We start from the raw sequence: 13269 nt of genomic DNA, 5'->3' as shown, positions 1-13269 counted from the left end.
ACATTCGATGCACTGTGCCCCCTTTTTACTAACGATGCAGATTATTTTCGCTTCTGTATCATATAGGCGCGTAGTTGCGGATTTGAGGTTATATTGAAGGCAATGGCAAAGAAGGAAAAGTCCATGAAGACCTTGTCCATCCCAAAATGGCGGAAACGCTTGTAGTTCATATTGTTTTTCATTTGTCCGAACACAGCTTCCGGTTCTATACATCTCTGTCCCCTGTGTTTCAGACCTTCCCCGGAGCAGAGCAGCTCTTTGGCTTTTTGCCGGTATATCCTGAGCCTGTGATTCAGTTCAATCGTCCTGTTCCCCTTTGCTTTAAAGCATCGGCATCTTAGCGGGCAACCCTCACATCTGACAGCTCTGTACCTGGCATTCTCGCTGACATATCCGGATGCGGTTTTCACGCGTTTGGTCCCTATCCTCCGCATCTTTTGTCCCATGGGGCAGATGCAGAAGTCATGCTCTTCATTGTAGTAGAAGTTTTCTGACTTGAACGGGTCCGGATTGAATCTTGGCCGCTGTTCCATGTGAAAGCGGCTGTATTTGACGTAGGCTTCCATGCTGTTTTCTTCCATGAAGCGGTAATTCTCCTCAGAGCCGTACCCTGAATCAGCGACCACCGTACGGGCTGGTCTGCCATATCTGTTTGAGAAGGACTGCAGGAAAGGTATCATGGTCAGTGTATCCGTAGGATTGGGGAAGAGTGCAAAATCGGTAATGAACTGGTTCTCGGTACCGATCTGAAGGTTGTAGCCGGGCTTCGTCTGACCGTTGCGCATGGCATCCTCCTTCATCCTCATAAAAGTGGCGTCCTTGTCGGTCTTTGAATAGGAGTTCCGCTCTTGCAGGGTCTTCAGATGATTGCCGTATTCCTGCAGCTTGTCCCTGTGGCCTTCCAGTTCTTTCAGCTGCCTGCGTGTCTTTTTCAGCGCAGCCTTTTCCTCTTTGGTGGAAGGTTCGGGAACCTGCTCAAGCGCACTGCGCAATTCTCCCGCCATTTCGGTCAGCATGGCCGGAGTGAACGCTATTTCCTCATCGCTTTCCGATGAGTTCTCCCGGGCGATGGCATCGTCTATCTGTTCCAACAGGACGTGGATCTTCTTCATCAGGCGTTCACGGTTCCGCTCAACCGTTTTTCTCCAGACGAACGTGTACCTGTTGGCCTTGGATTCAATCTTTGTCCCGTCGATGTATTCCACGTTCAGGCTGATGAAGCCCCTGGAAGAGAGCAGAAGTACGACCTGGGTGAACACTTCGTTGATTTCCTTCTTCACCCGGTTGCGGAAACGGTTGATGGTAATGAAGTCCGGTTTCTCGTATCCGGCCAGCCAAATATAATGAATGTCACGGTGAAGGAGGCTTTCTATTTTCCGGCAGGAGTAGACGTTGTTCATGTAGGCATACAGAATGACCTTGAGCATCATCCTTGGATGGTAAGGGCTGCGCCCGCATTCCTTGTATAACTTCCTGAAACTTTCAAGGTTCAGGCTTTCAACCAGAGCGTTAACCATACGCACCGGATCGTTTTCTGCAATATCCTCATCTATTCTTTGAGGAAAAAGCACTGTCTGGTTGGAATTGTAAGGACGAAAATGTATCTTTGCCATAGTGGAAATTATTATGCCTAAAGATACAAAATCTTTAGGTAATAACAAAGCCCCGGCTTGGGAAAGTCGGGGCTTTGTGCGTAAAAAAGAAGGTGTGCTTTTTGACACACCCTCTTTTTTTATTTTCTGTATTTCCCTTCATCTGTTTTTAAACATAAAGCATTCTTTTGCGGTCTTACATAAAATCTTTTCCTTTGTGTCAGCATGGTTCAGCACAGATAATACATTGATATGGATAAGAATATACAATTTGGGCAACAGTCCACGAAGGTAAAACAACTGTCGGATCTCATTGAACGGGACATTTTGATGGGAAAGTATCGGACGGATACGAGCTTGCCTTCTATCAATGCGTTGAGCAGAACCTACCATGTGTCACGTGATACGGTATTTAAGGCTTTTGCCGACCTGCGTGAAAGGCGGTTGATTGATTCTACCCCCGGCAAGGGATATTACGTCATAAACCGGCAAGAGAAAATATTTCTGTTGCTGGATGAATATTCTCCCTTTAAGAATACCTTATACAATAGTTTTGTCAGGAAGCTTTCAGTTTTATATAAAGTAGATCTTTGGTTTCATCAGTATAATGAACATATATTTAATACTATCTTGCGGGAAGCCATTGGGAGATATAATTATTATGTAGTCATGAATTTTGACAATGAAAGGTTTTCTCCTTTATTCGATAAAATCCCTTCTTCCAGACTCTTATTGCTCGACTTTGGCAAGTTTGAGAAAGGAAGCCATTCTTACATTTGCCAGAATTTTGATGAAGCATTTTATAAAGCACTGTCAGAATTGTCCGCACGGTTGAAGCGCTACCGTAAAATCGTGTTCCAGCTTCCTCAAGAATCTAAGCATCCTCATTCTTCCATACAGAGTTTTGAAGCTTACTGCCGCGACAATCATTTTTTGGCAGAGGTGATGCATGATGAAGAGATTCAGAAAGTAGAAAAAGGGATGGTGTATATCGTTATCCGGCAAACAGATGTGGTGAATGTGGTTAAACGGAGTAGGGAGAGAGGATTGAAATGTGGAGTTGATTTTGGCTTGATTGCCTATAATGATACGCCTGCCTATGAGGTGATAGACGAGGGGATTACGGCACTTAGTATTGACTGGGAGGAAATGGGGCAGAAAGCAGCAAATTTTATTTTAACGGGTGAAGGCATACAGGAATTCCTTCCCACAGAAGTACATCTTCGCCATTCCGTTTGAAAGGAATAAAAGAGAGATTCTCGTATGTTGATTTCAGCACAGTTCAGCATAGATAAATGAGATAGATAAAACAGATGTAGAACATTGTAAAAAATCTAATCAATGAAAAATTATCCGAAAATTGGGATTCGTCCCACCATCGACGGACGTCAGGGTGGCGTTCGTGAAAGCCTTGAAGAAAAGACTATGAATCTGGCTAAAGCCGTAGCCGAATTGATTTCTTCCAATCTGAAAAACGGAGATGGAAGTCCCGTGGAATGTGTAATTGCAGATTCTACCATCGGGCGAGTAGCTGAAAGTGCAGCTTGTGCCGAAAAATTTGAACGTGAAGGTGTAGGAGCTACCATCACGGTCACTTCCTGCTGGTGTTACGGGGCTGAAACAATGGATATGAATCCTTACTATCCGAAGGCTGTGTGGGGATTCAATGGAACGGAAAGACCGGGAGCGGTGTATTTGGCAGCGGTGTTGGCTGGACATGCACAGAAAGGACTGCCGGCATTTGGCATTTACGGTCATGATGTACAAGATATAGAAGACAATACGATTTCGGCTGATGTAGCCGAAAAGATTCTGCGCTTTGCCCGTGCGGCTCAGGCAGTGGCAACCATGAGAGGGAAATCCTATCTTTCGATGGGTAGCGTGTCCATGGGTATTGCCGGTTCGATTGTCAATCCGGATTTCTTCCAGGAATATCTGGGTATGCGTTGTGAATCAGTGGATTTGACCGAGATTATCCGCCGTATGACCGAAGGAATTTACGATAAGGAGGAATATGCCAAGGCGATGGCATGGACTGAAAAGTATTGTAAAAAGAATGAAGGAAAGGATTTCAACGTGGAAGCAAAGGTCAAGACACGTGCTGAAAAAGATGCCGACTGGGAGTTTATCGTGAAAATGACGATTATCATGCGCGATTTGATGACTGGAAATCCGAAACTCAAGGAACTGGGATTCAAGGAAGAGTCATTGGGACACAATGCCATTGCAGCCGGTTTCCAGGGCCAGCGCCAGTGGACAGACTTTTATCCCAATGGGGATTTCTCGGAAGCATTGCTGAATACGTCTTTTGATTGGAACGGCATTCGTGAGGCTTACGTGGTAGCAACAGAAAATGATGCTTGCAATGGAGTAGCCATGCTCTTCGGCCATTTGTTGACCAACCGTGCACAGATTTTCTCTGATGTACGTACCTACTGGAGTCCGGAAGCCGTGAAACGTGTGACAGGTAAGGAACTGACCGGACTGGCACAGAATGGTATTATTCATTTGATTAATTCCGGAGCTACCACATTGGATGGTACAGGACAGCAGACCGATGCCAATGGCAATCCGGCGATGAAGCCGTCTTGGGAAATTACGGAGAGCGAAGTGGAAAAATGCTTGGAAGCAACTACCTGGTATCCGGCCAACAGAGACTATTTCCGTGGCGGTGGTTTCTCTTCTAACTTCTTGTCAAAGGGAGGTATGCCTGTCACCATGAGCCGTTTGAACCTGATTAAAGGACTGGGCCCGGTTCTCCAGATAGCAGAAGGATGGACAGTGGAAATCGACCCGGAAATCCATAAGCTGCTGGATGAGCGTACCGACCGTACATGGCCGACTACTTGGTTTGTACCCCGCTTGTGCGACAAACCGGCTTTCAAGGATGTTTATTCTGTCATGAATAATTGGGGAGCGAACCATGGAGCCATCAGTTACGGACACATTGGTCAGGATTTGATTACACTGGCTTCTATTCTGCGTATTCCGGTTTGCATGCACAATGTGGAAGATGACAAGATTTTCCGTCCCGCCGCATGGAATGCATTTGGTATGGATAAAGAAGGAGCTGATTACCGGGCATGTCAGAATTACGGTCCTATTTATAAATAACTCATTTAATTTTGCCGGAACGGATGGGAGAACCCGTTTGTTCCGGCTATATATCCATTCTTGATAAGATTATGATTACAAACGAACAGATTGAAGAATTTTTGAAGCAGGCTCATCGGGTAGGTGATGCCGGATTGACCGTGTGCAGCAGTGGTAATCTTTCATGGCGTGTGGGCGATGAAGTGCTGGTGTCTGGCACAGGTTCGTGGGTTCCTTCCCTGACAAAAGATAAAGTGGCAGTTTGCCGGCTGGAAAACGGAGAGGTGTTGAATGGAGTAAAACCCTCCATGGAAAGTGTTTTTCATTTGGGAGTGTTGAGAGAGCGTCCCGATGTAAATGTGGTGCTTCATTTCCAGTCACCCTATGCTACTGTGGTGTCGTGCATGGAAAATACCCCCAAAGATTTTAATGTGACAGCAGAAGTGCCTTGCCATGTGGGAGCAGAGATTCCAGTCATTCCGTATTTCCGTCCGGGTTCCAAAGAATTGGCTGAGGCTGTGATTGCAGCCATGAAGTCGCATAATTCCGTATTGCTTCAGAAGCATGGGCAGGTGGTTTGCGGAAAAGACTTTGACCAGGCTTTCGAAAGAGCGATGTTTTTTGAAATGGCGTGCCGTATCATTGTGCTTTCCGGAGGTAAATACAAGACGTTGACGGCGGAAGAGATTGATGACCTCGACACATATATTTTAGGAAAAAAGACGAAATGAAAGAAGCATATTTAGCGATAGATTTTGGAGGAGGTAGCGGCAGAGTAATTGCCGGCTACCTTTCCGGTGACGGACTTCAGCTGGATACGGTACATCGTTTTTCCAATCGTCAGGTGCGGATGGGAGGACATATTTATTGGGATTTTCTTTCTTTGTTTGAAGAGATGAAGGTCGGTATCCGTATGGCGGTAGAAAAGGGATATTTTCTGAAAAGTATTGGAATAGATACTTGGGGCGTGGATTTCGGTTTGATTGATGCACAGGGAAATTTACTGGGGAATCCAGTCTGTTATCGCGACAGCCGTACGGAGGGTATGCCCGAGGAGTTCTTTTCGAAGGTGAATGTAGCGGCACATTATATGGAATCGGGTACACAGGTCATGGCAATCAATACGCTGTTTCAACTATATGCCATGCAAAAGGAAAACAATGCATTGTTGAAGGTCGCCGACAAATTGTTGTTCATGCCCGATTTGTTCAGCTATTATCTGACAGGAGTCGCCAACAATGAATATAGTATTGCTTCTACTTCCGAGCTGCTGGATGCCAAGGCACGCACCTGGAATTTCAAACTGATTCGTGAATTGGGACTTCCGACGCATCTTTTTGGAGAAATTGTCATGCCGGGTACTTCACGTGGATTCCTGAAGCAGGAAATCAAGGAACAGATAGGAATAGACTATGAAGTGGAAGTGATAGCGGTGGCTTCGCATGACACCGCTAGTGCAGCCAGTGTGGTTCCTTCGTCTGTGGATGGAAAGAAAGTGGCTTTTTTGAGTTCAGGCACCTGGTCTTTGCTGGGAGTCATGAACCCTGAACCGATTTTGACAGAAGAAGCCCGTTTGGCTGGATTCACCAATGAAGGAGGGAGAGAAGGACAGATTTGTTTTTTGCAGAACATCACCGGATTGTGGATTCTGCAGAAACTGATGCAGGAATGGAAAGACGAGGGAAAGGATGTGGCCTATACTACCTTGTTTCCGGCTGCGGAATGTGCGGAAACCGAGGCGTTGATTGATGTGGATGAGGCAGTTTTCCAGTGTCCGGTACGTATGGCAGATGCGATTGCCGCTTATTGTGTGACTCAGGGGCAGAAACCGCCTGTCACTCAGGGAGAATTTGTGAAATGTGTGCTTCGTTCGCTGGCCTTGCGTTATAAAACGGGCTTGGAGGCCCTGAACCGTCTTTTGCCGGAACCCGTTGCAAAACTGTATGTTATAGGCGGAGGAAGCCAGAACAAATATCTGAATCGGCTGACAGAAGAAGCCATTGGAATTCCCGTAGTAGAAGGACCGGTTGAGGCCACTGCCATCGGAAATATCATGCAACAAATCAAGTGACAGGATAAAAAATCTACTGTCCTTATTAAAAATCTGATACCATGAATAAAACATCAAATAACCAATCCATATTGAAAAAGGATGGGGTGAATTTTCTGATTCCCTTTATTCTGATTACTTTTTGTTTTGCCTTGTGGGGATTTGCCAATGACATTACCAATCCCATGGTCAAGGCTTTCTCCAAAATATTCAGGATGAGCGTGACCGACGGAACCTTGGTGCAAGTCGCATTTTACGGCGGATACTTTGCCATGGCTTTTCCGGCTGCGATGTTTATCCGCAAGTATTCCTACAAGGCAGGCGTTATGTTGGGCCTGGGACTGTATGCCTTGGGAGCCCTGTCTTTTTTCCCAGCCAAGTTAACCGGAAACTATTATCCCTTTTTGCTGGCTTATTTCATTATGACATGCGGACTGTCTTTCTTGGAAACCAGTTGCAATCCTTATATTCTGTCGATGGGAACAGAAGAAACCGCTACCCGCCGCCTGAATCTGGCACAGGCATTCAATCCCATAGGTTCCTTGATGGGAATGTTTGTCGCCATGAATTTCATCCAGAATCAGCTCCATCCGCTGGATACCGCCGAGCGTGCCCAGCTCAGCCAGACCGAATTTGAGGCTATCCGCGATTCGGACTTGAGTATTCTCATCACTCCTTATCTGGCCATTGGTGTGGTGATATTGATTATGCTGCTGGTCATTCGTTTGACAAAGATGCCTAAAAATGCCGACCAGTCTCATGCCATCAACTTTATTCCTACCCTGAAACGCTTGTATGCCGTGAAGCGATACCGTTATGGGGTGGTGGCGCAGTTCTTTTATGTCGGAGCGCAGATTATGTGCTGGACTTTCATCATTCAGTATGGCACCCGTTTGTTTATGTCACAAGGCATGGAAGAGCAGGCGGCTGAAGTTTTGTCACAGAAATACAACATTATCGCCATGGTCATTTTCTGTATCAGCCGTTTTGTTTGTACCTTGATGTTGAAATATGTCAATCCGGGCCAATTATTGAAAGTGCTTGCCATTGCAGCTTCCCTGTGTGTGCTCGGTGTGATATTCTTGCAGAACATCTATGGCATATATTGTCTGGTGGGAGTTTCTGCCTGTATGTCACTGATGTTTCCCACCATCTATGGTATTGCCTTGAAAGGAATGGGCGACGATGCGAAGTTCGGTGCCGCCGGATTGATTATGGCCATTCTTGGAGGTTCGGTGCTGCCTCCCTTGCAGGCTTCTCTGATAGATTGCAAGACCCTGCTGGGTATGCCGGCTGTAAATGTGTCGTTCGTACTTCCGCTAATTTGTTTTCTGGTCATTATTGTCTATGGCCACCGGATGCGCCGGGAAAAATAAGAGTAAACAACCCCATCTTCCAAATTTTAACGGAAAATGGTTTTGTTCTATTTACAAACTTGTTGTAATGTTCAATTAAGTTCTTATCTTTGCAGATATTTCACCAACCTATGATGAATGAACTTAAAGACTAACTTACTATTCATTGCATTGTTGCTGCTTTCCATCGTAGTGCAATGTGTTTTTGGCAATTTTCCATTTGCCTTTTTCGCTTTTCCGTTGGATGTTCTCCTAGCCTTGCTTTGGATAGGAGGAATGGTATATATGTATAAGGAGAAGCGTTCCTCCCAAACCGTTAGGTTATGGATTTCTCCTCAATGTACTTACTGGACATTAGGCTGGTTTTTGGCCGGTTGTCTGGTTATCGGTTTGTTTCCTCAGCTTTCAGCCCAGGAAACTGCGGAGAAATCGGGTATCTTTTCCCGCCTGGGATGCTACAATTTCATGTCTTCCTGGATTTTTGTGACAGGCCTATTCGCTTTGCTCACCCATTTGGGAATGATTACCTTGAAGAGAGGATTTCTTCCGGGACGTAACCGGTGGCGTTTTGTACTCAACCATGCCGGATTGTGGCTGGCCCTTTTTGCCGGAGTGATAGGAAGCGCTGAAGAACAGACGCTGCGTATCCCGGTGTTTCGGGATTCCCCTAGCAATGAGGCCTATTCGGAACAAGGAACCAAGGTTTATCTGCCAAAAGCATTACAGCTTACTGATTTCACCGTGGAGCATTATCCCAATGGAAGTCCGCGTCGTTTTTTTGCAGAGGTTTCGATAGACGGACAGCCCGTTCATCTGGAGGTAAATCATCCTTATGCGGCAAACTGGGCCGAAGATTATTATCTGACGTCTTATGATGTGCAGTCACCGCAACCTCGGTATTGTGTGGTCCAGATTGTGCGTGAGCCCTTGAAACACCTCATGTGGCTGGGCATCGTGATGATGTTGTGCGGAAGTGTCCTACTGTTTCTGGCTGGGCCCGACAGGCGGAGAATGACTTCATATTAAGAAATATTGATGACTAGACTTTATTAAAACGAATACTTTGCATACATGATTACGTGGAATAATTTTCATTGGTTTGCCCTTTCGGCCATAGCCTTATGGGGTAGCGGGGCAGGTGTTGCGTTGTTTTCCAGAGAGCGTAACCGGTGGGCCATCCTGCTGACATTGTCGGGCATCCTGGTCTTTGGGGTGTTTATTGCCGGTTTCTGGATATACTTGCAGCGTCCTCCTTTGCGCACCATGGGTGAGACCCGGTTGTGGTATTCCTTTTTTATGGGAGTTTCCGGACTGCTGACCTATATCCGCTGGAAATATCCTTGGATATTGTCCTTTTCTACGGTGGTAGGTGCGGTATTTGCTCTTATCAATATTCTGAAACCCGAAATTCATGACCAGTCTCTCATGCCTGCCTTGCAGAGTCCGTGGTTCATTCCCCATGTCACAATTTACATGTTTTCTTACTCTGTGCTGGGATGCGCCTTTATCTTGTCGTGCATGGGACTCTTTAAGCATCGTGCGAACTATCTTGAAGCAGCCGACAAACTGGTTTATGCAGGGTTGGCTTTTCTTACCGTCGGCATGCTTACAGGGGCTATCTGGGCCAAGGCAGCCTGGGGACATTATTGGAGCTGGGATCCGAAAGAGACCTGGGCCGCAGTGACGTGGACGGGCTATTTGTTGTATGTACACCTCCGACTGTTCCGTAGGAATGCTTCCCGCATGCTGTACTGGATATTAATTGTTTCTTTTCTGTCGCTTCAGATGTGCTGGTATGGAGTAAACTACCTTCCAGCGGCTCGGCAAAGTGTACATCTGTATTCTCGTTCATAGTGTTATTTTTATATATACTGTTTGTTTAATTTTAAATTCATTCTTTTATGAAAAAAAGTTCGAAGATTATTCTTTCCGTGCTGGTGGTGGCCATCGTGCTTTGTGTGGTCTACCGGTTGGTGAATAAAGCACCTTCAGCCAGTTTGGAAAGTAATGCGCAAATGGAAGAAATCATTGAAAGCAGCGGTTGTATGGCTTGCCATTCAGCCGATCCGAAGTTGCCTTTCTATGCTGAATTTCCGGTAGCAGGCAAATTGGTGAAAGAAGATGTGCGTTTGGGCTATCGTTCTTTCGACATGACTCCGATGGTAGGGGCATTGAAGAAGGGCGAAAAGATCAATGAAGTGGACTTGGCCAAAGTGGAGAAAGTGATTGCCGATGGTATGATGCCGTTGGCTAAGTATTACCTCGTTCACTGGGGTTCTTCATTGACCGATACCGAAACACAGATGGCGCTTGCGTGGGTCAAATCTCAACGTGAAACTTTCTACCCCAATCCGTTGGCTGACAAGCAATGGACGAATGAGGCAATTCGTCCGGTGCAGGATTCCGTGCCGGTGGATATGCGTAAGGTGATATTGGGTAACCTGCTGTTCCACGACGTACGTTTGTCGGCCGACAATACCGTGTCATGCTCCTCTTGTCACGGATTGAATACGGGTGGAGTAGACAACAAGCCGTTTTCGGAAGGTGTAGGCGGACAGCATGGAGGTGTGAACGCACCGACGGTCTTCAATGCGTTGTATAATTTTGTGCAGTTCTGGGACGGACGTGCCGCTACATTGGCCGACCAGGCAGCTGGACCTCCTTTGAACCCGGTAGAAATGGCTTGCAAGTCGTTCGATGAAATCTGTGATAAGCTTAAAGCAGATGCGGCATTCAGCAAGGCATTTACGGAAGTATATCCCGACGGCATTAACGAAGCCAACATCACGAATGCCATTCAGGAGTTTGAAAAAACTCTGCTCACGCCGAATTCGCGTTTCGACAAATACCTGAAAGGGGATATGGCAGCGTTGACAACCGAAGAACTGGCCGGATATGATTTGTTCAAGAAATACAATTGCGCCACTTGCCATGTAGGCGAGAACATGGGCGGACAGTCGTATGAACTGATGGGTATCAAGCAGGACTATTTTGCCGACCGTGGTACGGAACTGACCGTGGAAGACAACGGTCGTTTCAAGGAAACAAAGAACGAAAGAGACCGTTACCGCTTCAAAGTGCCCGGCTTACGCAATGTGGCACTGACTGCGCCTTATTTCCATGACGCCACTCAGGCTACACTGGAAGATGCTGTCAGAGCCATGGGAAAATATGAAGTCGGTGTAGATTTGTCGCAGCAGGAAGTGAAGCAGATTGTTGCTTTCTTGCAGACGCTGACGGGTGAGTATCAAGGTAAATTGTTGACGAATGTGAATTTGCAGAAATAAATAAGAGTATACCTATTATATAATAAGAACCGTTTCAGTCATTCAAGCTGGAACGGTTTTTTTATTTATTTTTTCCGCTTTTGTTTGGTTTATAAAATAAACTTATTTATATTTGCAGTGAAAGCAAGAGAGAAGCGCGCCTCCTTGCTTTTATTTATCAATTTATGGTTTATAATATAAACTGTTTTGTTTAATCAAAAGGAGGAATGATGGAAACGATTAAAAAATGGGGGCGGTGTTGTCGCCGGTGGCCTGCACATTTAAAGCTAAAAATTATGCGATATGTGGTGATGAATCTTTTCCTGGCAGTGTTGAATTATGCAACCTCCCCGCACTGCTGGTGGGTAGGATGGGTGGCCTTGGGCTGGGGCCTGAGTCTTTCCATGGAAATCATTTCATGGTATTACACGGATAAGGAGGAAAAATAATGAAACGTTTGTGGAGTTTATGCTTGTTATTGAGAAGTTTTGTCACTGGTATGGTGGCCCGAGAATTTAAGTGAAAATTTGGTTTATTTGATAAACTACATTATTTTTGAAAAACTAAAAACAAATGAGTGCCTTATGGAAGAAAAGAGATTATCAGAACGGGAAAGTCTGGAACTGATTTCACAGATGATTCATTCCACACGGAAAAATCTGGAAGTGGGCAGTGGCAACCAGTTTCTTTACTGGGGCTATTTTACTACCGCCCTTTCAGTATTGTTGTTTTTGTTGGTGTACTACACGGGTGATTCCCGCTGGAATTTTGGTTGGTTCACTATGTTTTTGTTCTGGGGCTTCATGCTTTGGGAACAGCGTCGGCAGGTCGCGGAGGTGATTACTTATACAGACCGTGCCATTACGCAGGTCTGGAAAGTGATAGGAAGTCTGTTTGTGCTGACGGTGCTTATCATGTGCTTGCTGACCTTTTATTATGGAAGAGTGGATTTTTCACTGATGCTTCCTCTTTCCTTGCTTTATTGCGGCATCGGTGTTTCCATTACCGGTGTGGTTATCCGCAGCCGTCTGGTGACGTGGTGTCCGCTGGTGGCTTTCTGCTTTGCCATCTATATGCTGATGGCCTACACCATCCACCAGTCTTCCACGGTCGACTGGAATCTGTATTTCGGATTGTCGTTTCTGGTGATGATGGTTTTGCCCGGCCATTATTTGAACCGTAAAGCCCGTCAGGTATGTTGAAGGAATTAAATCCGTTGCTCCATTCCCAGTTGCGGCTGGCGGTGATGTCCATTCTTTTGTCGGTGGAGGAAGCCGAGTTCGTATACCTGAAAGAGCAGACCCAGGCAACGGCGGGTAATCTCAGTGTTCAGCTCGACAAACTGAATGAGGCCGGCTACATCGAGATTGAGAAGAGTTTTGCGGGCAAGAAACCTCGTACCGTTTGCCGGATGACCGCAAAAGGCAGGGAGGCCATGGCAGAATATGTGGAAGCACTGAGAGGATATTTCCCTGGATTTTGAGGATTTTTGAATACATTGGAGGAGATATGAGTCCTCGTGAAAAACGCAAGTACGTTTGCTCGAAAACGCACTTGCGTTTTGTTTTAAATGCACTTGCGTTTTAAGTAAAACGTACTTGCGTTTATGGGTCTTGAAAAGCCCTTTTTTATGTTTTATAGCCTGAATGTATCATGGGATAAAGAAAATGTTACACGTGTGAGTTGGATGTAACATGTAATATGCGTGTTTGTAATATGGTATAATTCCTTTCATTTATTAAGAACTACATTTGTGGCGTGTTAAATGATTTGTAATTGTGTAATCTTAAATGAAAATGCATATGGACACTACAATGGATGATGGAGGATGATACCTTGAAGTATACTGACGGGGAAGTAAAGTGTATAGCTGGATATTTTCCCTATTTTTAGTTGTTTTGCTGCTTCAGTCA

11 protein-coding genes and 1 pseudogene are annotated in these 13269 nt (G+C 45.7%); 11 read left to right on the top strand and 1 reads right to left on the bottom strand.

From position 1 onward, the window contains the following. Positions 1-89: 89 nt before the first annotated feature. Positions 90-1613 (bottom strand): annotated as a pseudogene (locus OCV81_RS10165) (IS1182 family transposase); the annotation flags it as partial. A 231-nt stretch (positions 1614-1844) separates the two neighbouring features. Between OCV81_RS10165 and OCV81_RS10160 the strand changes: the two are divergent. The 11 genes from OCV81_RS10160 (at position 1845) to OCV81_RS10110 (ending at position 12839) form a co-directional block, all read left to right on the top strand. Then, complete coding sequence (locus tag OCV81_RS10160) at positions 1845-2831, top strand: GntR family transcriptional regulator (protein ID WP_148329913.1); 987 nt, start codon at positions 1845-1847, stop codon at positions 2829-2831. A gap of 102 nt (positions 2832-2933) precedes the next feature. Next, positions 2934-4706: an L-fucose isomerase gene (fucI, locus tag OCV81_RS10155; RefSeq protein ID WP_148329912.1), complete on the top strand. Its 1773-nt coding sequence runs from the start codon at positions 2934-2936 to the stop codon at positions 4704-4706. Positions 4707-4777: 71 nt separating this feature from the next. Then, positions 4778-5416, top strand: a complete 639-nt coding sequence (locus OCV81_RS10150; protein ID WP_072541918.1) for a class II aldolase/adducin family protein — start codon at positions 4778-4780, stop codon at positions 5414-5416. Then, on the top strand, positions 5413-6756 hold the full coding sequence (locus OCV81_RS10145; RefSeq protein WP_148329911.1) for a rhamnulokinase: 1344 nt from the start codon (positions 5413-5415) through the stop codon (positions 6754-6756). Before OCV81_RS10150 ends, OCV81_RS10145 begins: the two co-directional genes overlap by 4 nt. A gap of 41 nt (positions 6757-6797) precedes the next feature. Next, positions 6798-8111, top strand: a complete 1314-nt coding sequence (gene fucP / locus OCV81_RS10140) for an L-fucose:H+ symporter permease (protein ID WP_148329910.1) — start codon at positions 6798-6800, stop codon at positions 8109-8111. A 117-nt stretch (positions 8112-8228) separates the two neighbouring features. Next, on the top strand, positions 8229-9116 hold the full coding sequence (locus OCV81_RS10135) for a cytochrome c biogenesis protein ResB (protein ID WP_148329909.1): 888 nt from the start codon (positions 8229-8231) through the stop codon (positions 9114-9116). Between the two features lie 45 nt (positions 9117-9161). Then, a complete protein-coding gene (locus tag OCV81_RS10130; protein ID WP_022352924.1) occupies positions 9162-9944 on the top strand; it encodes a cytochrome c biogenesis protein in 783 nt (260 codons plus the stop codon). A 47-nt stretch (positions 9945-9991) separates the two neighbouring features. Then, complete coding sequence (locus OCV81_RS10125; protein WP_148329908.1) at positions 9992-11377, top strand: cytochrome-c peroxidase; 1386 nt, start codon at positions 9992-9994, stop codon at positions 11375-11377. A 206-nt stretch (positions 11378-11583) separates the two neighbouring features. Beyond that, complete coding sequence (locus OCV81_RS10120; RefSeq protein ID WP_317259223.1) at positions 11584-11805, top strand: 2TM domain-containing protein; 222 nt, start codon at positions 11584-11586, stop codon at positions 11803-11805. A 135-nt stretch (positions 11806-11940) separates the two neighbouring features. After that, positions 11941-12558: a hypothetical protein gene (locus tag OCV81_RS10115; RefSeq protein WP_022352921.1), complete on the top strand. Its 618-nt coding sequence runs from the start codon at positions 11941-11943 to the stop codon at positions 12556-12558. Next, positions 12552-12839: a winged helix-turn-helix domain-containing protein gene (locus OCV81_RS10110; RefSeq protein WP_148329906.1), complete on the top strand. Its 288-nt coding sequence runs from the start codon at positions 12552-12554 to the stop codon at positions 12837-12839. The genes OCV81_RS10115 and OCV81_RS10110 overlap by 7 nt, the downstream gene beginning before the upstream one ends. Positions 12840-13269 lie beyond the last annotated feature (430 nt).

It is taken from the genome of Phocaeicola fibrisolvens (genome assembly GCF_025567125.1).
Taxonomy (GTDB): Bacteria; Bacteroidota; Bacteroidia; order Bacteroidales; family Bacteroidaceae; genus Phocaeicola; species Phocaeicola fibrisolvens.
Note: the sequence above shows the minus strand (reverse complement) of the source record. Positions and strands in the feature narration are given on the sequence as shown.

What these genes read in the sequence shown, in the direction of transcription:
- OCV81_RS10160 (WP_148329913.1), top strand. Translation starts at nt 1,845, where the DNA reads ATGGATAAGAATATACAATTTGGGCAACAGTCCACGAAGGTAAAACAA.
- fucI (WP_148329912.1), top strand. Translation starts at nt 2,934, where the DNA reads ATGAAAAATTATCCGAAAATTGGGATTCGTCCCACCATCGACGGACGT.
- OCV81_RS10150 (WP_072541918.1), top strand. Translation starts at nt 4,778, where the DNA reads ATGATTACAAACGAACAGATTGAAGAATTTTTGAAGCAGGCTCATCGG.
- OCV81_RS10145 (WP_148329911.1), top strand. Translation starts at nt 5,413, where the DNA reads ATGAAAGAAGCATATTTAGCGATAGATTTTGGAGGAGGTAGCGGCAGA.
- fucP (WP_148329910.1), top strand. Translation starts at nt 6,798, where the DNA reads ATGAATAAAACATCAAATAACCAATCCATATTGAAAAAGGATGGGGTG.
- OCV81_RS10135 (WP_148329909.1), top strand. Translation starts at nt 8,229, where the DNA reads ATGAACTTAAAGACTAACTTACTATTCATTGCATTGTTGCTGCTTTCC.
- OCV81_RS10130 (WP_022352924.1), top strand. Translation starts at nt 9,162, where the DNA reads ATGATTACGTGGAATAATTTTCATTGGTTTGCCCTTTCGGCCATAGCC.
- OCV81_RS10125 (WP_148329908.1), top strand. Translation starts at nt 9,992, where the DNA reads ATGAAAAAAAGTTCGAAGATTATTCTTTCCGTGCTGGTGGTGGCCATC.
- OCV81_RS10120 (WP_317259223.1), top strand. Translation starts at nt 11,584, where the DNA reads ATGATGGAAACGATTAAAAAATGGGGGCGGTGTTGTCGCCGGTGGCCT.
- OCV81_RS10115 (WP_022352921.1), top strand. Translation starts at nt 11,941, where the DNA reads ATGGAAGAAAAGAGATTATCAGAACGGGAAAGTCTGGAACTGATTTCA.
- OCV81_RS10110 (WP_148329906.1), top strand. Translation starts at nt 12,552, where the DNA reads ATGTTGAAGGAATTAAATCCGTTGCTCCATTCCCAGTTGCGGCTGGCG.